Genomic DNA, 24,724 nt, shown 5'->3' with positions numbered 1-24,724 from the left:
ACAATTCTACGCAGCCGCCACTTTCACCGGAACCCCATTAAGCGCCGCATTGCCGGACAACTCATCGAGCTGACATTCATCGGTCAGGTCGTTGGCGCTGGAACCAGGCTGGCTGCTGGCGATGGTCATCTGCACGCCTGGTCGGGCGTGGCCCCAGCCATGGGGAAGGCTGACCACGCCTTTCATCATGTCCAGGCTGCCTTGCACCTCCACTTCGATCACGCCTACCCGTGAACTGACCTGCACGCGCTGGCCATCGACTAAACCGCGACTGGCGAGGTCTTCAGGATGCATCAGCAACTGGTGGCGCGGCTTGCCCTTCACCAGCCGATGAAAGTTATGCATCCAGGAATTGTTGCTGCGCACATGCCGACGGCCAATCATCAGCAGCTCGTCCGATGCCGGCGCTCGCAGCGCGGCAAAGCGCGCCAGATCCGCGAGGATCACCGCCGGCGCGGCCTGCACGCGGCCATTTTCGGTTTTCAAGCGCGTCGTCAGATTGGGCTTGAGCGCACCGAGGTCGATGCCGTGGGGATGATCGAACAGCGTCGCCAGCGACAATTTGTGTGGCGAGGCATCCCCATACCTTCCCGCGCGCAGGCCAAAATCAATCATTTGCGCGGGCGGCATGGTCGGCTTGAGTTCCTTGCCAGTCCGCGCGGCGAAGGCCTTGGCCAGGCCGACAAAAATCTCCCAATCGTGCAGCGCCCCTTCGAGCTTGGGCAGGATCGCCCGATTGAAACGGCTGACGTTACGCACCGCGAACAGGTTGAACGTGGTGTCGTAGTGATCGTTTTCCAAAGCCGAGGTCGATGGCAGGATCAGATCGGCATAACGAGTGGTCTCGTTGATGTACAAATCGATGCTGACCATGAACTCCAGCCCATCCAGCGCCTGTTCGAGCTGCCGCCCGTTGGGCGTGGACAGCACCGGGTTGCCGGCCACGGTGACCAGCGCACGAATCTGCCCGTCGCCCTCGGTCAGCATTTCTTCGGCCAAGGTCGACACGGGCAGCTCGCCGGCGTATTCGGGACGCCCGGACACCCGGCTCTGCCAACGGTTGAAATGGCCACCCGAAGTGGTCGCCACCAGGTCCACCGCCGGCTCGGTGCACAATGCACCGCCCACCCGATCGAGGTTGCCGGTGACCAGATTGATCACTTGGATCAGCCAGTGGCATAACGTGCCGAACGCCTGGGTGGACACGCCCATTCTGCCGTAGCAGACCGCTGAGGGCGCAGCGGCAAAGTCGCGGGCCAACTGCCGGATCTGCGGCGCTGGCACCGCACAGAGGGGGCTCATCACCTCGGCGGTAAACCCTGCCACGGCCTGGCGCACCTCTTCGAGGCCGTCCACGGGCAAATGGCTGTCGCGGCTCAGGCCTTCGCTGAACAGCGTATTGAGCAGGCCAAACAGCAGCGCGGCATCGCCACCGGGACGCACGAAAACATGCTGGTCGGCAATCGCCGCCGTTTCGCTGCGCCGTGGATCGACGACCACGACTTTGCCGCCACGGGCCTGGATCGCCTTGAGGCGCTTCTCGACGTCCGGCACGGTCATGATGCTGCCGTTGGAAGCCAGGGGATTACCGCCCAGGATCAGCATGAAATCGGTATGGTCGATGTCCGGTATCGGCAGCAGCAGGCCGTGACCGTACATCAGGTGACTGGTCAGGTGATGGGGCAGTTGGTCCACCGACGTCGCCGAGAAGCGACTGCGTGTCTTCAGCAGGCCGAGGAAATAGTTGCTGTGGGTCATCAACCCATAGTTATGCACGCTGGGGTTGCCCTGGTAGACACCCACCGCGTTCTGGCCGTGGCGCTCCTGGATTGCCGCCAGGCGTTCGGCGACCAGGGCGAAAGCGTCATCCCAGGCAATCGGCTGCCACTCGCCGCCGACTCGCTGCATGGGTTGGCGCAGCCGGTCCGGGTCATTCTGGATATCTTGCAGGGCGACGGCCTTGGGACAGATGTGCCCACGGCTGAAACTGTCCAGCGGATCGCCCTTGATCGAGGTGATCGCCAGGCCTTGGCCTTCAGTTTCGGTGGTTTCGAGCGTCAGGCCACAGATGGCCTCACATAGATGGCACGCACGGTGATGAAGAGTCTTGGTCATGGCCAGTCTCTGTTTTATTCGTAGCGGGCACTTTCGGCCGCGGGAACAAAACTATGGCGCGGGATCCTCCACCGCGCCAGCGACGTTCGTCCTGTGAATCGCCGGGCATCAGGCCAACCAATTTCAGGGGTGCTCGGGAGGCGGCGCCAGCAGCTGGATTTCCTCGACGGTTTCCACTTGTTCCTGAGCGATGGGCACTCCGGTCAACTCGCCGATCAATCGCCAATGTTCGTCGAGGCCGCTGCTGATGGTAGCCATGCGGTCGATCATACGGCGGCCGGCAGCCTTGGTCACTTCGTCTTCGCTGCGCAACAATTCGAATGACATGGAGGTCACCGAAGCGGTCAGGTGCGTCAGGGAGCGTGCCGTCAGCCCCAGCAGTTCCATCAGTTGTTGCTCTTTCGAATCCATTTCGGGGCTCCTGCGTCTAAGGGTTCATTTATAACCCAGGCCCTTGCATTAAGAAATCTCACATCCGATGACAGACACACGAAATCAATTGCACGCTGGCCAATAAAACGCCGTTTGTCCTCCGGCGCCCGTCCGGCTTGTTTGCCAAGCGCCGCAGCGCCAGTGTACAAATGGGGTCGCTGCTGTCAGGAAACCGGCTTCAAACATGTCATCGCAGTCCTGCCATGACCTCGTTGAAATCCCCTAAAACCGTAGCCCTATTGGTAAGACGCGACATTTAATGTCAATATCGCGCCTTCCCCTAATTTCGTCGCCCCGTGCGGCTTTTGCCGCAGGTCTCGCCCGTTTTTCCATTAAACAAGGCTTTGAGCATCTGCGGTCAGTTACAAAAAGGTAGTCAATCATGAGCGCAAGGCACTTTCTCTCCCTGATGGATTTCACGCCCGAAGAGTTGCTCGGCGTGATCCGTCGAGGCGTGGAGCTCAAGGACCTGCGTAAGCGCGGCGTACTGTTCGAGCCCTTGAAAAACCGTGTGCTGGGGATGATCTTCGAGAAATCTTCCACGCGCACGCGCATTTCTTTCGAAGCCGGCATGATCCAGCTCGGCGGCCAGGCGATTTTCCTGTCGCCCCGTGACACCCAGCTGGGCCGTGGCGAACCCATTGGCGATTGCGCCATCGTCATGTCGAGCATGCTCGATGCGGTGATGATCCGGACCTTTGCCCATAGCACGCTGACCCAGTTCGCGGCGCATTCGCGCGTGCCGGTGATCAATGGCCTGTCCGACGATCTGCACCCGTGCCAGTTGCTCGCCGACATGCAGACCTTCCTCGAACATCGCGGCCCGATCCAGGGCAAGACCGTGGCCTGGATCGGCGATGGCAACAACATGTGCAACAGCTATATAGAAGCGGCGATCCAGTTCGACTTCCAGTTGCGCATCGCCTGCCCTGAAGGCTACGAACCCAACCCGCAATTCGTCGCCAGGGCCGGCGACCGGGTGACAATCCTGCGCGATCCGAAACAGGCCGTCGCCGGCGCGCACCTGGTGAGCACCGACGTCTGGACGTCCATGGGCCAGGAAGAAGAAACCGCCAAGCGCCTGGAGTTGTTTGCGCCCTTCCAGGTCAATCGGGCACTGCTCGACCTGGCGGATGCCGAGGTGCTGTTCATGCATTGCCTGCCAGCCCACCGTGGCGAAGAAATCAGCCTCGACCTGCTCGACGATCCCCGCTCGGTGGCGTGGGACCAGGCAGAAAACCGTCTCCATGCACAGAAGGCCCTGCTTGAATTCCTCGTCGAGCCGGCGTACCACCACGCATGAGTGCTCCATTGTTATTGAATCTGCACAATCTGGCCTGCGGTTATCAGGACCAGCGGGTCGTCCAGAACCTCAACCTGCACCTCAATGCTGGTGACATCGGTTGCCTGCTCGGCTCGTCCGGGTGTGGCAAGACCACCACCCTACGGGCCATCGCCGGTTTCGAACCGGTGCATGAAGGCGAGATCCAGTTGGCTGGGGAAACCATTTCCCGCGCGGGGTTTACCCTCGCCCCGGAAAAACGCCGCATCGGCATGGTGTTCCAGGACTACGCGCTGTTCCCGCATTTGAGCGTCGCCGAAAATATCGCGTTCGGCATCCGCAAACATCCGGACAAGGATCGCGTGGTCGAAGAACTGTTGGAGCTGGTCAACCTGAAAAGCCTGGGCAAGCGTTTTCCCCACGAGCTGTCGGGAGGCCAGCAACAGCGCGTGGCGCTGGCCCGCGCACTGGCACCGGAACCCCAACTGCTGTTACTCGACGAGCCGTTCTCCAACCTCGACGGCGAGCTGCGACGCAAGCTCAGCCATGAGGTGCGGGACATTCTCAAGGCCCGCGGCACCAGCGCAATCCTGGTCACCCATGACCAGGAAGAAGCCTTTGCGGTGAGTGACCATGTTGGCGTGTTCAGAGAGGGTCGCCTGGAACAGTGGGATACGCCCTACAACCTGTATCACGAACCTCTGACGCCCTATGTCGCCAGTTTCATCGGCCAGGGTTACTTCATCCGCGGTCAGCTCGACAGCCCGGAATCGGTGCAGACCGAACTGGGCATGCTACGCGGCAACCGGGCGTACACCTGGCCCATCGGCAGTGCCGTAGACGTCCTGCTGCGCCCGGACGACATCGTCCACGCGCCGGACAGTCCGCTCACGGCGACTATCGTTGGCAAGACGTTCCTCGGTGCTTCAACCTTGTATCGCCTGCAACTGCCGACCGGCGCACAACTGGAGTCGATTTTTCCAAGCCATGCCGACCATCAGGTCGGGGCTACGGTCGGTATCCGCGTGGCGGCTGAACACCTGGTGCTGTTCCAGGCGTCGGGAAGCACGGCGGCGCATCTGCCGATCGGGGAAAGTGGTGTGCGGCGGTATGGCACGTCTGATTGATGCTGCAAGGGCCTTCGTGGCGAGGGAGCTTGCTCCCGCTCGGCTGCGAAGCAGTCGCATGGGCCCTGGAAGCTGACGCGCCTGGATGGGGCCGCTTCGCGGCCCAGCGGGAGCAAGCTCCCTCGCCACGGGTTAGCCGAGCACTAGCGTACCGCTAGCCACCAACGTCGCATCCCCGCCAATCTTCACCCGCTCACCTTCCAATCGGCAAAACAATGCCCCGCCCCTCGCCGAGCATTGATAGGCCGTCAGGCCATGTTTGTTCAGGCGTTTGGACCAATATGGAATCAAGCTGCAATGAGTCGATCCGGTTACCGGATCCTCGTTGATGCCGATCGCCGGGGCAAAATAGCGCGAGACAAAATCGTGCTTGCTTCCCGGTGCGGTAACGATCGCGCCCGGCCACGGCAGCTTCGCCAGGGCCGCCATGTCCGGCTTGCAATCGAGCACTGCCTGCTCCGACTCCAGCACCACGAACAATTCGTTGCAACTGAGCACATCCACCGCCTCGACACCCAAGGCGCTCTGGACCGCCAGGGAGGCGCCCAACTCAGTCGGCACGATGGCCGGGAAATCCAACCACAACCGATCGCCTTCACGAGAGACACTCAACGCTCCGGACCTGCAGATGAAGTCGAGTCGCTCGGCCGGTTCGCGGTAAACCTCGAACAGCACATGAGCGCTGGCTAACGTCGCGTGCCCACACAGCGGCACTTCGGTGGTGGGCGTGAACCAGCGAATGTGCCAACGCTGGTTCTCACGTACCAGAAAAGCGGTCTCGGCCAGGTTGTGTTCGGCGGCAATTTTCTGCATCAGTTCATCGGCAAGCCAGGCATCGAGCCGATAGACCATCGCCGGGTTACCGCCAAACGGCCGGTCACTGAACGCATCGACTTGATGAAACGCGAGCTGCATGGCACTTCTCCTTTTTTATGGATGCGCGAGCATGAGCTGCCCGGACATCGTTTAGCCAGTGACAGATCAGCAGAATTTTCACCCTACAGCGCACATGAAATCTGACGCCCAATCGATCTTGAAGATTCAAATCATTGTGGCGAGGGAGCCTGCTCCCGCTTGGGCGCAGCGGCCACCAACTGGCTCAGGCACGCCCGATATCAGCAAAGATCGCTCCGGTATGCTCCGCCAGTACCGCAGGCGCCAGTTCCACTTCCAGCCCGCGCCTCCCCGCGCTGACGAACATGCTGGCCAACGGCTGCGCAGAGTTGTCGATAAACGTGCGAAGACGCTTTTTCTGACCCAGCGGGCTGATCCCGCCGAGCAAATAGCCGGTCGAACGCTGCGCGGCGGCCGGATCGGCCATCTCGACTTTTTTCACTCCGGCCGCATGAGCCAGGCCTTTCAGATCCAGGCTCCCGGCCACCGGCACCACGGCCACCAGCAATTCGCCTTTTTCGCTGGCCGCCAACAGGGTCTTGAACACCTGCGCCGGATCCAGACCGAGCTTCTCAGCCGCCTCCAGCCCATAGGAGGCAGCCTTCGGGTCATGTTCGTAACTGTGGATGCGATGTTCGGCGCGCACTTTTTTAAGCAGGTCCAATGCGGGGGTCATGACGGCTCCTGACAAGGAAAAAGCAAAAGAGTGGCGCGGATTCTAAGCCATCGGCAATGAAAAGGCGTCGTGAGCCTACTGGGATGATCTCCCTGAAGGGTGCACAGCGAGACATTCACGTGACGAATAATCCAAATGTGACCGATGGTTCACTTTCGACCTTTGACACCAGCGTTTCTTGTCTATATTTTTTCGAAACTGAAAGCCGATTTACCTGTCTCAAGCAGCACCCGAGACCTGGATGGGGATCCTGGTCTCGGCGAAGAACTTGTCTTCAAGGTTTATCGAAGGCACCAGACAAGAACAAAAACACCGAGGTTTGCATGACTACCGCTTTACAACAGCCCACCCTTTCCAGCCAATGCCTGGCCGAATTCCTCGGTACCGCCCTGCTGATTTTTTTCGGTACCGGTTGCGTCGCGGCGCTCAAGGTCGCGGGCGCGAGTTTCGGGTTGTGGGAAATCAGCATCATCTGGGGTGTCGGCGTCAGCATGGCCATCTACCTCAGCGCGGGTATTTCCGGCGCCCACCTCAACCCCGCCGTCAGCATCGCCCTGTGTATTTTTACCGATTTCGAAAAACGCAAACTGCCGTTCTATATTGTCTGCCAGGTGGCGGGGGCATTCTGTGGCGCGCTCTTGGTCTACACGCTGTACAGCAATCTTTTCTTCGATTTCGAACAGTCCCGACAGATGATTCGTGGCACCCAAGCCAGCCTCGAACTGGCTTCGGTATTCTCCACCTACCCGCACCCGGCGCTCTCCACCGGCCAAGCCTTTCTGGTGGAGGTGATCATCACTGCAATCCTGATGGGCGTGATCATGTCCCTGACCGACGACAACAATGGCCTGCCTCGTGGTGCGCTCGCGCCGCTGCTGATCGGTCTTCTGATCGCCGTGATCGGCAGCTCGATGGGACCGCTGACAGGCTTCGCGATGAACCCGGCGCGGGACTTCGGTCCAAAATTGATGACTTTCTTCGCTGGCTGGGGTGAAATTTCCCTCACGGGCGGGCGTGACATCCCTTACTTCCTGGTTCCGATTTTCGCGCCGATAGTGGGTGCGTGCCTGGGCGCTGCCGCGTATCGCGGATTGATTGCCCGACACCTGCCGGGTGCCAAGGCTGCTACAAAGGATGCAGAACCGGCCATTGACGGCAAGCCAAGAACTTCCTGAAACAATGGGCGCATGCCACTGCCCTTCAAGCATGCGCCATGGCTTCATCCCAAACACACGTCCCAAGGCAATCGACATGACTGACTCAGAGAACAAAAACTACATCATTGCCCTCGACCAGGGTACGACCAGCTCACGCGCCATTATTTTCGACCGTGACGCCAACGTGGTCTGCACCGCCCAACGGGAATTCGTCCAGCACTATCCGCAACCGGGCTGGGTCGAGCATGACCCCATGGAAATCTTTGCCACGCAAAGCGCGGTGATGGTGGAAGCCTTGGCTCAAGCGGGTTTGCATCACGACCAGGTCGCCGCAATCGGCATCACCAACCAGCGCGAAACCACCGTGGTCTGGGACAAGTCCACCGGCCGCCCCATTTACAACGCGGTAGTCTGGCAATGTCGACGCAGCACCGAAATCTGCCAGCAACTCAAGCGCGATGGCCACGAGCAGTACATCAGTGAAGCCACTGGCCTGGTGACCGACCCCTACTTTTCCGGTACCAAGCTCAAGTGGATCCTCGACAACGTCGAAGGCAGCCGCGAGCGCGCGCGCAACGGTGAATTGCTGTTCGGCACCGTGGACAGCTGGTTGATCTGGAAATTTACCGGCGGCAAGGTCCACGTCACCGACTACACCAACGCCTCTCGCACCATGCTCTTCAACATCCACACGCTGGAGTGGGACGCGAAGATGCTCGACATCCTCAACATCCCTCGCGAGATGCTGCCGGAAGTCAAATCATCCTCGGAAATCTACGGCCGGACCAAAAGCGGCATCGCTATTGGCGGCATCGCCGGCGACCAGCAGGCCGCCCTCTTCGGCCAGATGTGCGTGGAACCGGGCCAGGCGAAAAATACCTATGGCACCGGCTGCTTCCTGCTGATGAACACCGGTAACAAAGCCGTCAAATCCAACCACGGCATGCTGACCACCATCGCCTGCGGTCCTCGCGGCGAAGTGGCCTACGCCCTGGAAGGCGCCGTGTTCAACGGTGGCTCTACCGTCCAGTGGCTGCGCGATGAACTGAAAATCATCAACGACGCCCTCGACACCGAATACTTCGCCAACAAGGTCAAGGACAGCAACGGCGTTTACCTGGTGCCAGCCTTCACCGGCCTCGGCGCACCGTACTGGGACCCCTACGCCCGTGGCGCGCTGTTCGGCCTGACCCGTGGCGTGCGGGTCGATCACATCATCCGGGCCGCGCTGGAATCCATCGCCTACCAGACCCGCGACGTACTCGACGCCATGCAACAGGATGCCGGCGAACGCCTCAAGTCCTTGCGCGTGGACGGTGGCGCCGTGGCCAACAATTTCCTCATGCAATTTCAGGCCGACATTCTTGGCACGCAGGTCGAACGCCCGAAAATGCGCGAAACCACCGCCCTCGGCGCGGCATACCTGGCTGGCCTGGCATGCGGCTTCTGGGGCAGCCTGGAAGAGTTGCGTGGCAAAGCGGTCATCGAGCGCGAGTTCGAACCGCAGCTGGATGAGCAAGCCAAGGAAAAACTCTACGCAGGATGGAAAAAAGCCGTCAGCCGCACGCGCGATTGGGAACCCCACGAAGACGCTGAATGACAGCTGAGCCGAGGATGATGAGGATCTGAAACTGGTCGGGAAAGGATTCCTGCGGCATCATGGGCAAATTTTGTACGGCAGCCAAAGGAAGCCCCATGAATCTGCCTCCCCGCCAGCAGCAAATCCTTGAACTGGTCCGCGAACGCGGCTATGTCAGCATCGAGGAAATGGCGCAGCTATTTGTCGTCACCCCGCAGACCATCCGCCGCGACATCAATCAACTGGCGGAAGTGAACCTGCTGCGCCGCTACCATGGCGGCGCCGCTTACGATTCCAGCGTGGAAAACACCGCCTACGCCATGCGCGCCGATCAGATGCGCGATGAGAAGCAACGCATCGCCGAAGCGATCGCTGCGCAGATTCCCGACCACGCCTCGCTGTTCATCAATATCGGTACCACCACCGAATCCATCGCCCGGGCGCTGCTCAATCACAACCATTTGAAAGTCATCACCAACAACCTGCACGTGGCATCGATCCTCAGTGCCAAGGATGATTTCGAAGTCCTGATCGCCGGCGGCAACGTGCGCCGTGACGGCGGCGTGGTCGGTCAGGCCAGCGTCGATTTCATCAGTCAGTTCAAAGTCGACTTCGCCCTGGTGGGCATCAGCGGGATCGACGAGGACGGCAGCCTGCTGGATTTTGACTACCAGGAGGTCCGGGTCTCCCAAGCCATCATCGCCAACGCCCGGCAGGTATTGCTGGCGGCGGATTCCAGCAAGTTCGGCCGCAACGCCATGGTCCGCCTGGGCCCGATCAGCCTGATCGATTGCCTGGTGACCGACCAACAACCGGTGCCGGCCCTGGCGCAGTTGTTGAGCCAGCACAAGATTCGCCTGGAAGTGGTCTGACTTCACCCCCGATCCCCTGTGGCGAGGGAGCTTGCTCCCGCTCGGCGGCGTAGCCGTCGTAAATCGGCCTAATGGGGCTAGCCTGAAGAAAAACGCCGGCCTGCTTGGGACGGCTTCGCCATCCAGCGGGAGCAAGCTCCCTCGCCACAGAAGCCCTTCTCAACTCCTTTTTGTTCGAAAATTTTCCTTTCAGCGTACTTCGATCAGTATTTTCAATCGGATTCGACTGGCTGTTGCTGTGCTTATGGGCTAGTATTTTCGCAAATGAACATTTATGTTCGAATTCAAATATTTCGAAAAAAGAACCCGAGGCCAGCCGATGCCCAATTCCACCTTGCCTATGCCCCCTCTCGCTGAAATCTATGACGTCGCCGTCATCGGTGGCGGTATCAATGGTGTAGGGATCGCCGCGGATGCTGCTGGTCGCGGTCTTTCGGTGTTCCTTTGCGAAAAGGACGATTTGGCCAGCCACACCTCTTCGGCCAGCAGCAAGCTGATCCATGGCGGCCTGCGTTATCTCGAACATTACGAATTTCGCCTGGTGCGTGAAGCACTCGCCGAACGCGAAGTGCTGCTGACCAAGGCTCCGCATATCGTCAAGCAGATGCGCTTCGTGTTGCCCCATCGCCCGCACCTGCGTCCGGCCTGGATGATCCGCGCCGGCCTGTTCCTTTATGATCACCTGGGCAAGCGCGAGCAACTCGCCGGCTCCCGGAGCCTGAAATTCGGCGCCGACAGCGCATTAAAAAGCGAGATCACCAAAGGCTTCGAATACTCGGATTGCTGGGTCGATGACGCCCGGCTGGTGGTGCTCAATGCCATGGCGGCGCGAGAAAAAGGCGCGCATATCCACACCCGCACCCGTTGCGTCAGCGCTCGGCGCAGTAAAGGCCTGTGGCAATTGAACCTGGAACGTTCCGACGGCAGCCTGTTTTCAATCCTGGCCAAATCGCTGGTAAACGCCGCCGGCCCATGGGTCGCCAAGTTCATTCGTGATGACCTGAAAATGGAATCGCCCTACGGCATCCGTCTGATCCAGGGCAGCCATCTGATCGTGCCAAAACTCTACGAAGGCGAGCATGCGCACATTCTTCAAAACGAAGACCAGCGCATCGTCTTCACCATCCCGTATCTGAATCAATTCACCCTGATAGGCACGACCGACCGCGAATACACCGGTGATCCGGCCAAAGTGGCAATTACCGAGGGTGAAACGGACTACCTGCTGAAGGTCGTCAATGCGCACTTCAAGAAGCAGATCAGCCGCGAAGACATCCTGCACAGCTACTCCGGGGTTCGGCCTTTGTGCAACGACGAATCCGACAACCCTTCCGCCGTGACCCGGGACTACACCCTGGCGCTGTCGGGCGGTGGCCAGGAGGCTCCGTTGTTGTCGGTGTTCGGCGGCAAACTGACCACGTACCGCAAGCTTGCCGAGTCGGCGATGGCCCAGCTGGCTCCGTATTTCACCCAGATGCGCCCGAGCTGGACGGCCCTGGAGACCTTGCCCGGCGGCGAGAACATGACCACGCCACAGGCTTTGTGCTCGGCAATCCGCGACAAGTTCGACTGGCTGCCCACCGATATCGCCCGCCGCTGGGCCACTACCTATGGCAGCCGCACCTGGCGCATGCTCGAAGGCGTGCACAGCCTTGCCGACCTGGGCGAGCACATCGGCGCGGGCCTTTATACCCGGGAGGTCGACTATCTGTGCAGCGACGAGTGGGCCATCGACGCCGAGGATATTCTCTGGCGTCGCAGCAAGCTGGGCTTGTTCACAACCGCCGCTGAACAGGAGAAGCTTCGCACGTACCTGGACAAGGTCGAGCACAACCGGCGCAAGATCGAAGCGGCCTGAGCAGTATCTCGCTAGCCAAACGAAAAGCCCCTGAATTCAGGGGCTTTTTGTTATCCGGATCCGCCACGGATCCCTGTGGGAGCGAGCCTGCTCGCGAAGAGGCCATCCACTTCCCAACTGATGGAACTGAGAGGCCGCCTTCGCGAGCAGGCTCGCTCCCACAGGAGTCGATGGGCTCTCAGGTCATTCGGTTTTCCGAACACGACCCAACAGTCAGTTCGGCAAACCGGATAAACAACCGGCCAAAAACCTGAAACAAAACATTAATTTCTTTTAAAAACATAGTGTTAACCAATCGCCACTGGCCTGGCACGAGTCATGCTCTACACTCGTGGAGACGAACGCCTGTACGCCAACACAACAGGAGCTGCCAGGCATTCGAAGCACTCAGGGCCGGTGAACCGGCCGAATACAAAAAAAACAATGTCGAGGAAACATCGATGCGCATCGTTCCCCATCTCCTGGGCGCAGCCGTTGCTGCCGCTCTCATCAGCACTCCGGTCTTCGCCGCCGAACTGACCGGCACACTGAAAAAGATCAAAGAGTCCGGCGTCGTTACGCTCGGCCACCGCGACGCCTCCATTCCGTTTTCCTACATCGCGGACGCTTCCGGCAAACCGGTCGGCTACTCCCACGACATCCAGCTGAAAGTCGTCGAAGCTCTGAAAAAAGAGCTGGATGTGCCGAACCTGCAGGTCAAGTACAACCTGGTCACCTCGCAAACCCGTATCCCGCTGGTACAGAACGGCACTGTGGACCTGGAGTGCGGCTCCACCACCAACAACGTCGAGCGCCAGCAACAAGTCGCCTTCTCCGTTGGCATCTTCGAGATCGGCACCAAGCTGCTGTCCAAGAAAGACTCCAAGTACAAGGATTTCGACGACCTCAAGGGCAAGAACGTCGTGACCACAGCCGGCACCACGTCCGAGCGCCTGCTCAAGGCCATGAACGCCGACAAGCAGATGGGCATGAACGTCATCTCCGCCAAGGACCACGGCGAATCCTTCCAGATGCTGGAATCGGGTCGTGCCGTCGCGTTCATGATGGACGACGCGCTGCTGGCCGGCGAAGCCGCCAAGGCCAAGAAGGCCGATGACTGGGCCGTCACCGGTACTCCGCAATCCTACGAAATCTACGGCTGCATGGTGCGCAAGGGCGACGAGCCGTTCAAAAAGGTTGTCGATGACGCCATCAAGGCCACCTACGCGTCGGGCGAGATCAACAAGATCTACGAAAAATGGTTCATGCAACCGATCCCGCCAAAAGGCCTGAACCTCAATTTCCCGATGAGCGACGAACTCAAGGCACTGATCGCCACGCCGACCGATAAAGCGGCTGACGACAAGAAATCCTGATTTCTGACTAACCTTACCTCCTGGAAGGGCCTGCCCTTCCAGGAGTGTGTCATTCCCTGCTGGCATCCAAGGAACCACTCGAACGGTGCGGTCGAGCCGTCGGTGTGTGCCCGATTCTCAAGATTGGGCGGGAAAGGACTTCCCCCTGCAGATATTTGTACATCGATCGATCTGAGGGGAGACCCTGATGAATTACAACTGGGACTGGGGCGTGTTCTTCAAGTCCACCGGCGTGGGCAGCGAGATCTATCTCGACTGGTACGTGGCCGGCCTGGGCTGGACCATAGCCATCGCCGTCGTCGCCTGGATCATCGCCCTGCTGCTGGGCTCGATCCTGGGTGTGATGCGCACCGTGCCGAACCGGCTGGTGTCGGGCATCGCGACTTGCTACGTGGAACTCTTTCGTAATGTGCCGCTGCTGGTGCAGCTGTTCATCTGGTACTTCCTGGTGCCGGACCTGCTGCCCGCCGACATGCAGGAATGGTACAAGCAGGACCTCAACCCGACCACCTCGGCCTACCTGAGCGTCGTCGTCTGCCTGGGCCTGTTCACTGCCGCACGGGTTTGCGAGCAGGTGCGCACCGGCATCCAGGCGCTGCCACGCGGCCAGGAAGCCGCCGCCCGCGCCATGGGCTTCAAGCTGCCGCAGATCTACTGGAACGTGCTGTTGCCCCAGGCCTACCGGATCATCATTCCGCCGCTTACCTCGGAATTTCTCAACGTCTTCAAGAACTCCTCCGTGGCCTCGCTGATCGGCCTGATGGAGCTGCTCGCGCAGACCAAGCAGACCGCCGAATTCTCGGCCAACCTGTTCGAAGCCTTTACCCTGGCGACGCTGATCTACTTTACCCTGAACATGAGCCTGATGCTGCTCATGCGCATGGTCGAGAAGAAAGTCGCGGTGCCCGGCCTGATCTCCGTGGGGGGTAAATAATGGAATTCGACTTCACAGGCATCATCCCGGCCATTCCCGGTTTGTGGAACGGCATGGTGATGACCCTCAAGCTGATGGCCCTGGGTGTCGTTGGCGGGATCATCCTGGGGACGATCCTGGCGCTGATGCGCCTGTCCCACAACAAGCTGGTCTCCAACATCGCTGGCGCCTACGTCAACTATTTCCGCTCGATCCCGTTGCTGCTGGTCATCACCTGGTTCTACCTGGCGGTGCCGTTCGTGCTGCGCTGGATCACCGGTGAAGACACGCCGATCGGCGCGTTCGGCTCTTGCGTCGTGGCGTTCATGATGTTCGAGGCGGCTTACTTCTGCGAAATCGTCCGGGCCGGCGTGCAGTCGATCCCCAAGGGCCAGATGGGCGCGGCACAGGCACTGGGCATGAACTATGGCCAGGTCATGCGCCTGATCATCCTGCCCCAGGCGTTTCGCAAGATGACCCCGCTGTTGCTGCAACAGAGCATCATCCTGTTTCAGGACACCTCGCTGGTCTACACCGTCGGCCTGGTGGACTTCCTCAATGCTTCGCGGGCCAATGGCGACATCATCGGCCGCTCCAATGAGTTCCTGATCATCGCAGGTCTCGTGTACTTCACAATCAGCTTTGCCGCCTCGCTGCTGGTCAAGCGTCTGCAAAAAAGGTTCGCCGTATGATCTCTATCAAGAACATCAACAAGTGGTATGGGGACTTCCAGGTACTGACCAATTGCAGCACCGAGGTCAGCAAGGGTGAGGTTGTGGTGGTGTGCGGGCCGTCGGGTTCGGGCAAGTCCACGCTGATCAAGTGCGTCAACGCGCTGGAGCCGTTCCAGAAAGGCGACATCGTGGTCGATGGCACCTCCATCGCCGACCCGAAGACCAACCTGCCGAAACTGCGTTCGCGGGTGGGCATGGTGTTCCAGCACTTCGAATTGTTCCCGCACCTGACCATCACCGAAAACCTGACCATCGCGCAGATCAAGGTGCTGGGCCGCAGCAAGGAAGAAGCCACCAAAAAAGGCCTGCAACTGCTTGAGCGCGTCGGCCTGTCCGCCCACGCCCACAAGCACCCGGGCCAGCTTTCCGGCGGCCAGCAACAGCGCGTGGCGATTGCCCGTGCGCTGGCGATGGACCCGGTGGTGATGCTGTTCGACGAACCGACCTCGGCCCTCGACCCGGAAATGGTCAACGAAGTGCTGGACGTGATGGTGCAACTGGCCCACGAAGGCATGACCATGATGTGCGTGACCCACGAAATGGGCTTCGCCCGCAAAGTGGCGAACCGGGTGATCTTCATGGACCAGGGCCAGATCATCGAGGATTGCGAGAAGGAAGAGTTCTTCGGCGACATCAGCGCCCGCTCCGAACGCGCGCAGCATTTCCTTGAGAAAATCCTGCAGCATTAAGCGTCGCCTTCTTTAGACGCGCTTGCCCTTGTGGCGAGGGAGCTTGCTCCCGCTGGGTCGCGTAGCGGCCCCAAATCCGGCAAATGCGATGTATCAGGCATACCGCATTAGCCGTTTTGCGACTGCTTCGCAGCCGAGCGGGAGCAAGCTCCCTCGCCACGGGACCGCGTTTGAAGGGCAATCGCCGCCTCACTGGTTGACCCAAGGCTTCTGTGATGAAATGCGACCCCACCCTCTATCGCGCCGCGCCGCCATCACTTGCCGTGAAACCCCGCCTGATCCGCCACCTGTTCCTGCCGCCGCTGGTCATTGCGCTGATGATCGGCCTGGGTTACCTCGGCTTCTGGATCAGCGAGCACTACGGCATTCGCGGCCTGGCCGAGAATGGCGAACGCCAGCTGGAACTGCATGCCCGTGCGGTGGAAAGCGAGATCAGCAAATACACCTATCTGCCCAGCCTGCTGGAACTTGAATCCAGCGTCTCGAAACTGCTCGACGACCCGACACCCGAGCACCGCAAGACCGTCAATGAATACCTCGAAGGCCTGAATCGGCGCAGCCGTAGCCGGGCCATCTATGTCATGGACACCACCGGCCGGGTGATGGCCACCAGCAACTGGCGCGACGTCGACAGTTACCTGGGCGAAGACCTGTCATTTCGCGCCTACTTCCAGAACGCCGTTCGCGGCCAGCCGGGACGCTTCTACGGCATCGGCAGCACCAACGGCGAGCCGGGCTACTACCTGGCCCATGGGCTGGAAGAAAGGGGCAAGATCATCGGCGTGGCCGTGGTCAAGGTGCGTCTCGAAGCCATGGAGGAACGCTGGCAGCGAGCACGCCTGGAAGCCTTCGTCAGCGACGAGAACGGCATCATCATCCTCTCCAGCGATCCGGCGCGACGGCTCAAGTCCGTACGGCCGCTGAGCGACGAAACCAAGGAACGCCTGGCCCGCAGCCTGCAATATTACTGGTTCCCGCTGAACGAACTGATCCCCTTGGCCCGCGAGCAACTGGCCGAAGGCATGGAGAAGCTGACCTTCCCCGCCAATACCGAAATCGCCGCCGACCAGCAGGCCACCAGCTACCTCTCGCAAACCCGGCCGTTGAGCGACACGCCGTGGAATTTCACCTTGCTCACCCCGCTTGAAGACCTGCGCCGCCAAGCGATCAACCAGGGCATCCTGGTGGCCGTGGCGTTTGCCCTGGTGGCCTTCCTGCTGATCGCCTGGAACGAGCGGCGCAAGGTGATTGCCACCCGCCTCGCCGCCCGCGAAGCGTTGCAGGAAGCCAACAACCAGCTCGAACGTCGGATTACCGAACGCACCACCGACCTGCGGGCCAGCAACGAGCGGCTCAAAGGCCAGATCCGCGAACGCCGGCAAGCGGAAGAGACCCTGCGCCGCGCCCAGGACGAACTGGTACAGGCCGGCAAGTTGGCGGCCATCGGCCAGATGTCCACCAGCATCGCTCATGAACTCAACCAGCCGCTGGCTGCGTTGCGCACGTTGTCCGGCAACACGGTGCGCTTCCTGGAGCGCGGCCAACTGGACATTGCCAGCGCCAACCTCAGGACCATCAACGACCTGATCGATCGCATGGGCCGGATCACCGCCAGCCTGCGTGCCTTTGCCCGGCGCGGTGACGACAAAGGCCGGGCCAGCCTGGGCAAGGCCGTCGAGGCCGCGCTGCAATTGCTCGGGGCGCGTCTGGAAAAACTTGGCGTCCAGACACAGACAGCTTTCGAAGACGTCCAGCTGCAAATCGACCAGACACGCTTGGAGCAGATTCTGGTGAATCTGATTGGCAACGCCCTGGACGCGATGCAAGTCCAACCCGAGCCAAGACTGTGGCTCGCCGGTGAGATGAGCGATGGCAAATACCGCCTGCGGGTGCGCGATAACGGCCACGGCATCGATCCGCAGGCACGCAAGCATCTGTTCGAACCTTTCTTCACCACCAAGCCCGGCGAACAAGGCCTGGGCCTCGGCCTGACGCTTTCGGCGAGCCTGTGCGCCGCCGCGGGCGGGCACCTGGGCGTCGAGCACCCGGACGATGGTGGCACCACGTTTGTCCTCAGTTTACCGTTGGTAAGCCTTCCACCTGCCGAGCCGCTATGAACAACGACCTGAGCGTTCTGATCGTCGAAGACGACCCCCATGTCCTGTTGGGCTGCCAACAGGCCCTGACCCTGGAAGACATTCCCTGCGTGGGCGTGGGCAGCGCCGAAGAGGCCCTGGAACGGGTTGGCGATGATTTTGCAGGTATCGTCATCAGTGACATCCGGCTGCCGGGCATCGATGGGCTGGAACTGCTGACCCGGCTCAAGGCCCGCGACCGCAGCCTGCCAGTGGTGTTGATCACCGGCCACGGCGACATCTCCATGGCCGTCGGCGCCATGCAGAAAGGCGCCTACGATTTCATGGAAAAACCCTTCTCTCCCGAACGCCTGGTGGACGTCGCCCGCCGCGCCCTGGAGCAACGCAGCCTGGCCCGGGAAGTTTCAACGCTGCGCAGGAAACTGGCCGAACGCGATTCGCTGGAAGGCCGGATCATTGGCCGTTCGCCGGCCATGCAGCATTTGCGAGCACTGATCGCCAATGTCGCCGATACCTCGGCCAACGTACTGATCGAGGGCGAAACCGGCACCGGCAAGGAGCTGGTCGCCCGCTGCCTGCATGATTTCAGCCGACGCCACGACAAACAGTTCGTCGCGCTGAACTGCGGGGGGCTGCCGGAAAACCTGTTCGAAAGCGAGATTTTCGGTCACGAGGCCAACGCCTTCACCGGTGCGGGCAAACGTCGGATCGGCAAGATCGAGCACGCCGATGGCGGCACGCTGTTTCTCGATGAAGTGGAAAGCATGCCCCTGCCCTTGCAGATCAAGCTGCTGCGGGTATTGCAGGAACGCACCCTGGAGCGCCTGGGTTCGAACCAGAGCGTGGCCGTGGATTGTCGCGTGATCGCCGCCACCAAGTCCGACCTCGACGAAATGGGCCGGGCCGGGCAGTTCCGCAGCGACCTGTATTACCGCCTCAACGTGGTCACCCTGGAACTGCCGCCCCTGCGCGAACGGCGCGAGGACATCCTGCAACTGTTCGAGCATTTCCTCCAGCAATCGTCCCTGCGCTTCGACCGCACGGTGCCGGAGCTGGACAACCAGACCCTGTCGAACCTGATGAGCCATGACTGGCCGGGCAACGTACGTGAACTGCGCAACGTCGCCGAGCGTTATGCCCTTGGCCTGCCCGCTTTCAAGAAGTCCGGCGCCAGCGCGGGCAGCCAGGGCCTGGCTTTCGCCGAAGCGGTGGAAGCCTTCGAGCGCAACCTGTTGGTGGACGCATTGCAACGCAGCGGCGGCAACCTGACCCAGGCCAGCCAGGAACTGGGCATGGCCAAGACCACGCTGTTCGACAAAGTCAAAAAATATGGCTTGAGCCACTGACCGGGGACGCGAACCTGTGGATCTGATTTTCAAGGCGGCGCTCGGCGCGGCCGTAGTGGTCATCCTGGCGATGCTCGCCAAGACCAGGAATTATTACATCGCCGGGCTGGTGCCGCTGTTTCCGACGTTCGCCCTGATCGCCCACTACATCGTCGGCAAGGGCCGCTCGGTGGACGACCTGAAGACCACCATCGTGTTCGGCATGTGGTCGATCATTCCGTACTTCGTCTATCTTGCGACGCTGTACTTGATGGTCGACCGCATGCGCCTCGAAGCTTCATTGGCCGTAGCAGCCGTCGCCTGGCTGATGGCGGCGACGGTGCTGGTCAGCGTCTGGGTGCGGCTTCACGGCTGATCCCCGCGATCAATAGCCGACGGTAAACCGCGTCCGTGAAAACTGCGGCGTTTCGATTTCATCGATCATCGCAATGGCGTAGTCGGCAAAGCTGATCCAACTGCGTCCGGCCTGGTCGAACAACAAGTGATCCTTGCCGACACGGAACTGCCCGGTGCGCTCGGTTTCGACGAACTCCGCCGAGGGCGAGAGGAAGGTCCAATCCAGGTCCTGTTCCTTGCGCAACACGTCGAGGAACATTGCACCGGCGCTGGCTTCGGCCAGGTATTCCTCCGGGAAGCCCTCGCTGTCGATCACACGGCTGTCATCCGGCAGCAACAACGAACCGGCACCGCCCACCACCAGCAGGCGCTTGACCCCGGCGGCTTTCACCGGTGCGATGACCTTATCGGCCGGCACAGTGGCAAAGTGCGCGGCGCTGATTACCACGTCATGGCCGGCGACTGCTGCGGCCAACGCCTCGCTGTCCAGTACGTCCAGTTGCTTGCTGACCACGCCGACCCGCTCGCCGATCTTGGTCGTATTGCGGGCAATGGCCGTCACGCTGTGGCCGCGTCGCAGGGCCTCTTCCAACAGCTGGCTGCCGGCCCGGCCGGTGGCGCCGATGATTGCGATTTTGCTCATGGTGTTCTCCAGTGGTTAGCAACGTTGAAATACATGCTCTTGTGGCGAGGGGATTTATCCCCGCTGGGCTGCGAAGCAGTCCCCATGCCCCCACCCCGCATAAACCTGATGCATCCCGGTCTGTCTTTTTGGGGCCGCTTCGCAGCCCAGCGGGGATAAATCCCCTCGCCACAACGGCGCCCCGATCAAAGATTGTTTGTCACCACTTCATCTCGCCCTTCGCGACCTTGGCGCTGAGCTCCAGGGAGCTGTCCTCCCCCAGGTTGGGATAGCGTAGTTTCATCGCGGCGATCAGCGCAGCGGAATCCTTGGCCTTGGCGGTCTCCTCGTCGAAGGCCTTGATGTAGTCGGCGGTGAAGCGCACCGGCTTCAGGGAGCGGGCACTTTCACCCAGGTAATGGCCGGGGATCACCGTGGCCGGTTGCAGTTTTTCAATGCCCGCCAGCGTCGCCAGCCAGTCCTTGTGGGATTGCGGCGTCTGGGTATCAGCCATCCAGACGTGAATGTTTTCCGCCACCACCACGCCGCCAACCACTGCCTTGATCGATGGAATCCAGACAAAGCTGCGGTCCGGTTGCGGGCCGTCGAGGCCGATGATCTGCAAGCGCTTGCCCTCCAGCGTCAGGCTGTCGCCCTTGAGTACCTGGGGCACGAGCGTCTTGGCCGGTGCATCGGCCTTCAGGATCGGCCCCCAGTATTTCAACTTGCCGTCGGCGGTGTGCTGGATGTGCTCGACGGTCGCTGCCGACGCGAGCACCTTGGCTTCAGGGAACGCTGAGGTCAGGGTCTCGAGGCCGAAATAGTAGTCCGGATCGCCGTGGCTGATGTAAATCGTGGTCAGCCGTTTGCCGCTGGCGCGGATTTTCTCCACGACCTGCTCGGCCTGGGCCTTGCCGAACTGGGCGTCCACCAGGATTGCCTCCTTGTCGCCGCTGACCAGAACCGAAGTCACCGGAAAAATCGCCGCGGCGCCGGGGTTATAGACATCGAGCGTCAAGTCGGCCGCCCAGGCCTGGGCGGTGAAGGCCAAGGCGGCGGTCGCCAGCAGCAGGCGTTTGATTGGGGTGAATCCGGTCATGTTGTGCTCCGTCGTCCAAGGGTCCGCAAGGGAATGGACAGAGCTTAGTTGCCTGACTCGATACAAAAAATGCGATGCTGGAACATAGTTTGTTTCTAAAAGCGGGCAGATCATGGATCGTCTACAAGCAATGCGGGTGTTCGTAACCGTGGTGGACCTGGGCAGCCAATCGGCGGCGGCCGAACATCTTGACCTGTCGCGACCGGTGGTGTCGCGGTACCTGGCGGAGCTGGAAGACTGGGTCGGTGCTCGGCTCATGCACCGCACCACGCGCAAACTGAGCCTGACGGCCGCCGGCTCGGAGATCCTACCGCGCTGCCGACAGATGCTCGAACTGTCCGGCGACATCCAAGCCGCCGTCAGCACGCCGGAAGACGCGCCCCGGGGCATGCTGCGCATCACCGCCAGCCCGTCGTTCGGCCAGTCCCAGCTGGCGTCAGCCATGGCCGAGTTCGTCAAGCGCTACCCGGGGGTAAGCGTCGACCTGCAGATGCTCGATCGCACGGTGAACCTGGTGGATGAGCGCATAGACCTGGCGATCCGCATGAGCAACGATCTCGATCCCAACCTGATCGCCCGGCGCCTCACGGTGTGCCGCTCGGTGATCTGCGCCTCGCCCCGTTACCTGCGCGAGCAGCCGACACCGCAACGGGTGGAGGATTTGAGCCGGCACAACTGCCTGACCCATTCCTACGTCGGCAAGAGCTTGTGGCATTTCGAGCAGGACGGCGAACAGATCGCGGTGCCGGTGCAGGGCAACATCAGCGCCAACGAAGCCAGCACGCTGCTCCAGGCAACGATCGCCGGGGCTGGCGTGGCGATGCTGCCCAGCTACCAGGCCGGCCCTTATCTGCGCAGTGGTGAACTGGTGCGCCTGCTGGCCCACGCCGAACCGCGGCTGATGAACATGTATGCGGTGTATGCATCGCGCAAGCACATGCCCTCGGCGCTGCGTTGCCTGGTGGATTTTCTGGTGCTGAAGTTTCCCGAGACGCCTGAGTGGGATGACGGGCTATAAGCCCTGTGGGGAGCCTGTGGGAGCGAGCCTGCTCGCGAAAGCGGTGTCTCAGCCAACATCAATGCTGGCTGACATACTGCTTTCGCGAGCGGGCTCGCTCCCACAATGGAAATCGACACATGACCGGGATTTCACCAAAACCCCGGCCCAAGGCATACTTGCCACCCTTCGTAATCCAGAACCCGAAACCGCCCCATGCGCATCCACGTCAGTTTCATCGACCGCGTCGGCATCACCCAGGAAGTCCTGGCCTTGCTCGGTGGGCGCAATTTGAACCTGGATGCGGTGGAGATGGTGCCGCCCAACGTCTACATCGATGCCCCGACCCTCAGCCCGCAGGTGCTCGACGAACTGCGCGAGGCACTGTTCAGCGTGCGCGGCGTGCAGGCGGTCACCGTGGTGGACATTCTGCCGGGGCAACGCCGACACTTGCAGCTCGATGCCTTGCTCGCCGCCATGACCGACCCGGTGCTGGCCCTCGACAGCGCCGGCAAGGTGCTGCTCGCCAACCCCGCGCTGATCGCCTTGTACGGTCGGGAACCGGCCGGGGAAAGCGTGGCCGAGCTGTTCGGCGACACGGCGCTGCTGGACGCGCTGCTGGAAAACGGCTTTCGCCTGCCGCTGCGGGAAATCACCCTCAACGGCCAGACCTTGTTGCTGGACGCCACGCCCATCACCGATGCCGGGGCGCTGCTGACGCTTTATCAGCCAAACCGCATCGGCGAACGCCTGTCGGCGCTGCATCACGACCACGCCGAGGGTTTCGATGCGCTGCTGGGCGAATCCCCGGCGATCCGCACGCTCAAGGCCCGGGCCCAGCGCGTCGCGGCCCTGGATGCGCCGCTGCTGATCCAGGGTGAGACCGGTACCGGCAAGGAACTGGTGGCCCGCGCTTGCCACGCCATCAGCGCCCGCCACGGCGCGCCATTCCTGGCCCTGAACTGCGCCGCGTTGCCGGAGAACCTCGCCGAAAGCGAACTGTTCGGCTATGCCCCCGGCGCCTTCACCGGCGCCCAGCGCGGCGGCAAGCCGGGGCTGATGGAACTGGCGAACCAGGGCACGGTGTTTCTCGATGAAATCGGCGAGATGTCGCCGTACCTGCAAGCCAAGCTGCTGCGTTTCCTCAATGACGGCAGCTTTCGCCGTGTGGGTGGCGATCGGGAGATCAAGGTCAATGTGCGGATCCTCAGCGCCACCCACCGCAACCTGGAGAAAATGGTCAGCGAAGGCTCGTTTCGCGAAGACTTGTTCTACCGCCTGAACGTGCTCAACGTCGAAGTCCCGCCGCTGCGTGAGCGCGGCCAGGACATCCTGCTGCTGGCGCGTTATTTCATGCAGCAGGCCTGCGCGCAGATCCAGCGCCCGGTCTGTCGGTTGGCCCCCGGCACCTATCCGGCATTGCTGGGCAATCGCTGGCCGGGCAATGTGCGGCAACTGCAGAACGTGATCTTCCGCGCCGCCGCCATCTGCGAAAGCAGCCTGGTGGACATCGGCGACCTCGACATCGCCGGCACCTCCGTGGCGCGCCAGGGCGATGTGGAAGTCGAAAGCCTGGAGCAAGCCGTCGAAGCGTTCGAGAAGCAATTGCTCGAATCGCTGTATGCCAACTACCCCTCTACTCGCCAACTGGCCAGTCGCTTGCAGACCTCCCATACCGCGATTGCCCATCGGTTGCGCAAGTACGGTATTTCCAACAAACCATAAGCCCAGCGCACCACATCCCCTTGTGGGAGCGAGCCTGCTCGCGAATACGGTGCATCAACCGGCATTGATGTTGACTGACACACCGCTTTCGCGAGCAGGCTCGCTCCCACAGAGGTTCTGTGGTCGAGAATCGCATCAAAAACGACCTCTACCTGTACTGAAAGCGCTACAGCGGAACGATATCGATACACCTCGCGCTAACCTGCACTGTGCAACGCTTTGATCCCACAACAATTTTTTCCAGGCGCCACGCTGTAGCGATTTCGCTACAGCACAACCTGCCGAGCATGTTGTAAAACCCGCCAGTCCATTGATAAACAAAGACTTTTAAACATTGGCCGCATTCTTGCTATGGGTATAACCATTCGGCCGGGCCAAGCCCCGCGCCTTTCTTCGCGTCCACCAGACGAAATCTGGCCCCAGGAGTTTCCATGAGCGAGTTGCGTTTTACTGAAGATCACGAATGGCTGCGCACCGAAGCAGACGGCAGCGTCACCGTAGGCATTACCGCCTTCGCGCAGAACGCATTGGGCGACGTGGTTTTTGTGCAACTGCCTGAATTGCACTCCTACGCCAAGGGCGACGAAGCCTCCACGGTTGAATCGGTAAAAGCCGCCAGCGGTGTGTACATGCCGCTGGACGGTGAAGTGCTTGAAGTGAACGACAAGCTCGACGGCAGCCCGGAACTGGTCAATGAAGATCCGCTGGGCGAAGGCTGGTTCTTCCGCTTTAAACCGACCGACGCCGACGCAGTGGCTAAGCTGTTGGATCAAGACGCCTACGATCGCCTGATCAAAGCCAACGCCGAAGCCTGAGGAGC

The 24,724-nt window shown here is 61.0% G+C and carries 22 protein-coding genes; 16 read left to right on the top strand and 6 right to left on the bottom strand.

Annotated features, from left to right (window positions below):
* Positions 1–6: 6 nt before the first annotated feature.
* On the bottom strand, positions 7–2,115 hold the full coding sequence (locus J3P86_RS05820) for a molybdopterin oxidoreductase family protein (protein WP_434699641.1): 2,109 nt from the start codon (positions 2,113–2,115) through the stop codon (positions 7–9).
* 123 nt (positions 2,116–2,238) lie between these two features.
* The gene (locus tag J3P86_RS05815; protein ID WP_305496360.1) at positions 2,239–2,526 is read right to left on the bottom strand and encodes a hypothetical protein; all 288 of its coding nucleotides are present in this window, start codon (positions 2,524–2,526) and stop codon (positions 2,239–2,241) included.
* Between the two features lie 403 nt (positions 2,527–2,929).
* Here J3P86_RS05815 and argF point away from each other — a divergent pair, with 403 nt between their 5' ends.
* Both argF and J3P86_RS05805 read left to right on the top strand, forming a co-directional pair.
* Positions 2,930–3,850: an ornithine carbamoyltransferase gene (gene argF, locus J3P86_RS05810; protein WP_305496361.1), complete on the top strand. Its 921-nt coding sequence runs from the start codon at positions 2,930–2,932 to the stop codon at positions 3,848–3,850.
* Positions 3,847–4,956 (top strand): ABC transporter ATP-binding protein, encoded by a 1,110-nt coding sequence (locus tag J3P86_RS05805; protein WP_434699640.1) that lies wholly within the window; start codon positions 3,847–3,849, stop codon positions 4,954–4,956. Before argF ends, J3P86_RS05805 begins: the two co-directional genes overlap by 4 nt.
* A 132-nt stretch (positions 4,957–5,088) precedes the next feature.
* Here J3P86_RS05805 and J3P86_RS05800 read toward each other — a convergent pair whose 3' ends face one another.
* Both J3P86_RS05800 and ybaK read right to left on the bottom strand, forming a co-directional pair.
* Positions 5,089–5,871, bottom strand: a complete 783-nt coding sequence (locus tag J3P86_RS05800; protein ID WP_434699639.1) for a PhzF family phenazine biosynthesis protein — start codon at positions 5,869–5,871, stop codon at positions 5,089–5,091.
* A gap of 184 nt (positions 5,872–6,055) precedes the next feature.
* Positions 6,056–6,526 (bottom strand): Cys-tRNA(Pro) deacylase, encoded by a 471-nt coding sequence (gene ybaK, locus J3P86_RS05795; RefSeq protein ID WP_305496364.1) that lies wholly within the window; start codon positions 6,524–6,526, stop codon positions 6,056–6,058.
* A 323-nt stretch (positions 6,527–6,849) separates the two neighbouring features.
* On the opposite strand from ybaK, the gene J3P86_RS05790 reads away from it, so the two are divergent.
* From J3P86_RS05790 to J3P86_RS05740, 11 genes are all read left to right on the top strand, one after another.
* Positions 6,850–7,701, top strand: a complete 852-nt coding sequence (locus tag J3P86_RS05790; RefSeq protein WP_434602968.1) for an MIP/aquaporin family protein — start codon at positions 6,850–6,852, stop codon at positions 7,699–7,701.
* Positions 7,702–7,777: 76 nt separating this feature from the next.
* Complete coding sequence (gene glpK / locus J3P86_RS05785; RefSeq protein WP_305496365.1) at positions 7,778–9,283, top strand: glycerol kinase GlpK; 1,506 nt, start codon at positions 7,778–7,780, stop codon at positions 9,281–9,283.
* A gap of 95 nt (positions 9,284–9,378) precedes the next feature.
* Positions 9,379–10,134, top strand: a complete 756-nt coding sequence (locus J3P86_RS05780; protein WP_434569608.1) for a DeoR/GlpR family transcriptional regulator — start codon at positions 9,379–9,381, stop codon at positions 10,132–10,134.
* A 319-nt stretch (positions 10,135–10,453) separates the two neighbouring features.
* On the top strand, positions 10,454–11,992 hold the full coding sequence (glpD, locus tag J3P86_RS05775) for a glycerol-3-phosphate dehydrogenase (RefSeq protein ID WP_434699637.1): 1,539 nt from the start codon (positions 10,454–10,456) through the stop codon (positions 11,990–11,992).
* Between the two features lie 440 nt (positions 11,993–12,432).
* A complete protein-coding gene (locus J3P86_RS05770; RefSeq protein WP_434625708.1) occupies positions 12,433–13,347 on the top strand; it encodes a glutamate/aspartate ABC transporter substrate-binding protein in 915 nt (304 codons plus the stop codon).
* 187 nt (positions 13,348–13,534) lie between these two features.
* Positions 13,535–14,281: an amino acid ABC transporter permease gene (locus J3P86_RS05765; RefSeq protein ID WP_434569610.1), complete on the top strand. Its 747-nt coding sequence runs from the start codon at positions 13,535–13,537 to the stop codon at positions 14,279–14,281.
* Positions 14,281–14,952: an amino acid ABC transporter permease gene (locus J3P86_RS05760; protein ID WP_014339892.1), complete on the top strand. Its 672-nt coding sequence runs from the start codon at positions 14,281–14,283 to the stop codon at positions 14,950–14,952. The genes J3P86_RS05765 and J3P86_RS05760 overlap by 1 nt, the downstream gene beginning before the upstream one ends.
* A complete protein-coding gene (locus J3P86_RS05755) occupies positions 14,949–15,683 on the top strand; it encodes an amino acid ABC transporter ATP-binding protein (RefSeq protein WP_014339893.1) in 735 nt (244 codons plus the stop codon). The genes J3P86_RS05760 and J3P86_RS05755 overlap by 4 nt, the downstream gene beginning before the upstream one ends.
* A gap of 215 nt (positions 15,684–15,898) precedes the next feature.
* Positions 15,899–17,800 carry a sensor histidine kinase gene (locus tag J3P86_RS05750; protein WP_434699636.1) on the top strand — a complete coding sequence of 634 codons (1,902 nt, stop codon included), beginning with the start codon at positions 15,899–15,901 and terminating at the stop codon, positions 17,798–17,800.
* A gap of 44 nt (positions 17,801–17,844) precedes the next feature.
* Positions 17,845–19,125 (top strand): sigma-54-dependent transcriptional regulator, encoded by a 1,281-nt coding sequence (locus J3P86_RS05745; protein ID WP_305501337.1) that lies wholly within the window; start codon positions 17,845–17,847, stop codon positions 19,123–19,125.
* Between the two features lie 25 nt (positions 19,126–19,150).
* Positions 19,151–19,480 carry a GlpM family protein gene (locus tag J3P86_RS05740; protein WP_434700605.1) on the top strand — a complete coding sequence of 110 codons (330 nt, stop codon included), beginning with the start codon at positions 19,151–19,153 and terminating at the stop codon, positions 19,478–19,480.
* A gap of 9 nt (positions 19,481–19,489) precedes the next feature.
* Here J3P86_RS05740 and J3P86_RS05735 read toward each other — a convergent pair whose 3' ends face one another.
* Positions 19,490–20,104, bottom strand: a complete 615-nt coding sequence (locus J3P86_RS05735; protein ID WP_434699635.1) for an NAD(P)-dependent oxidoreductase — start codon at positions 20,102–20,104, stop codon at positions 19,490–19,492.
* A 199-nt stretch (positions 20,105–20,303) separates the two neighbouring features.
* Entirely contained in the window at positions 20,304–21,182 is an 879-nt protein-coding gene (locus J3P86_RS05730; protein WP_434699634.1) for an MBL fold metallo-hydrolase, read from the bottom strand.
* Between the two features lie 112 nt (positions 21,183–21,294).
* Here J3P86_RS05730 and J3P86_RS05725 point away from each other — a divergent pair, with 112 nt between their 5' ends.
* The 3 genes from J3P86_RS05725 (at position 21,295) to gcvH (ending at position 24,719) form a co-directional block, all read left to right on the top strand.
* Positions 21,295–22,200, top strand: coding sequence for a LysR family transcriptional regulator (locus J3P86_RS05725; RefSeq protein WP_434699633.1), 906 nt, complete (start codon positions 21,295–21,297; stop codon positions 22,198–22,200).
* Positions 22,201–22,395: 195 nt separating this feature from the next.
* Entirely contained in the window at positions 22,396–23,904 is a 1,509-nt protein-coding gene (locus J3P86_RS05720) for a sigma-54-dependent transcriptional regulator (protein WP_434625719.1), read from the top strand.
* 431 nt (positions 23,905–24,335) lie between these two features.
* Positions 24,336–24,719, top strand: coding sequence for a glycine cleavage system protein GcvH (gene gcvH / locus J3P86_RS05715; RefSeq protein ID WP_434699631.1), 384 nt, complete (start codon positions 24,336–24,338; stop codon positions 24,717–24,719).
* The last annotated feature ends 5 nt before the right edge of the window (positions 24,720–24,724 follow it).

Source organism: Pseudomonas sp. D1-1 (assembly GCF_051132225.1).
Classification (GTDB): domain Bacteria; phylum Pseudomonadota; class Gammaproteobacteria; order Pseudomonadales; family Pseudomonadaceae; genus Aquipseudomonas.
This window is presented reverse-complemented; position numbering and strand designations above follow the sequence as displayed.

Coding starts and splice junctions, on each gene's coding strand:
- gcvH (WP_434699631.1), top strand. CDS start 24,336: ATGAGCGAGTTGCGTTTTACTGAAGATCACGAATGGCTGCGCACCGAA.
- J3P86_RS05805 (WP_434699640.1), top strand. CDS start 3,847: ATGAGTGCTCCATTGTTATTGAATCTGCACAATCTGGCCTGCGGTTAT.
- J3P86_RS05720 (WP_434625719.1), top strand. CDS start 22,396: ATGCGCATCCACGTCAGTTTCATCGACCGCGTCGGCATCACCCAGGAA.
- J3P86_RS05730 (WP_434699634.1), bottom strand. CDS start 21,182: ATGACCGGATTCACCCCAATCAAACGCCTGCTGCTGGCGACCGCCGCC.
- J3P86_RS05760 (WP_014339892.1), top strand. CDS start 14,281: ATGGAATTCGACTTCACAGGCATCATCCCGGCCATTCCCGGTTTGTGG.
- J3P86_RS05820 (WP_434699641.1), bottom strand. CDS start 2,115: ATGACCAAGACTCTTCATCACCGTGCGTGCCATCTATGTGAGGCCATC.
- argF (WP_305496361.1), top strand. CDS start 2,930: ATGAGCGCAAGGCACTTTCTCTCCCTGATGGATTTCACGCCCGAAGAG.
- J3P86_RS05755 (WP_014339893.1), top strand. CDS start 14,949: ATGATCTCTATCAAGAACATCAACAAGTGGTATGGGGACTTCCAGGTA.
- J3P86_RS05815 (WP_305496360.1), bottom strand. CDS start 2,526: ATGGATTCGAAAGAGCAACAACTGATGGAACTGCTGGGGCTGACGGCA.
- J3P86_RS05765 (WP_434569610.1), top strand. CDS start 13,535: ATGAATTACAACTGGGACTGGGGCGTGTTCTTCAAGTCCACCGGCGTG.
- glpK (WP_305496365.1), top strand. CDS start 7,778: ATGACTGACTCAGAGAACAAAAACTACATCATTGCCCTCGACCAGGGT.
- J3P86_RS05800 (WP_434699639.1), bottom strand. CDS start 5,871: ATGCAGCTCGCGTTTCATCAAGTCGATGCGTTCAGTGACCGGCCGTTT.
- glpD (WP_434699637.1), top strand. CDS start 10,454: ATGCCCAATTCCACCTTGCCTATGCCCCCTCTCGCTGAAATCTATGAC.
- J3P86_RS05770 (WP_434625708.1), top strand. CDS start 12,433: ATGCGCATCGTTCCCCATCTCCTGGGCGCAGCCGTTGCTGCCGCTCTC.
- J3P86_RS05725 (WP_434699633.1), top strand. CDS start 21,295: ATGGATCGTCTACAAGCAATGCGGGTGTTCGTAACCGTGGTGGACCTG.
- J3P86_RS05735 (WP_434699635.1), bottom strand. CDS start 20,104: ATGAGCAAAATCGCAATCATCGGCGCCACCGGCCGGGCCGGCAGCCAG.
- ybaK (WP_305496364.1), bottom strand. CDS start 6,526: ATGACCCCCGCATTGGACCTGCTTAAAAAAGTGCGCGCCGAACATCGC.
- J3P86_RS05790 (WP_434602968.1), top strand. CDS start 6,850: ATGACTACCGCTTTACAACAGCCCACCCTTTCCAGCCAATGCCTGGCC.
- J3P86_RS05750 (WP_434699636.1), top strand. CDS start 15,899: ATGAAATGCGACCCCACCCTCTATCGCGCCGCGCCGCCATCACTTGCC.
- J3P86_RS05780 (WP_434569608.1), top strand. CDS start 9,379: ATGAATCTGCCTCCCCGCCAGCAGCAAATCCTTGAACTGGTCCGCGAA.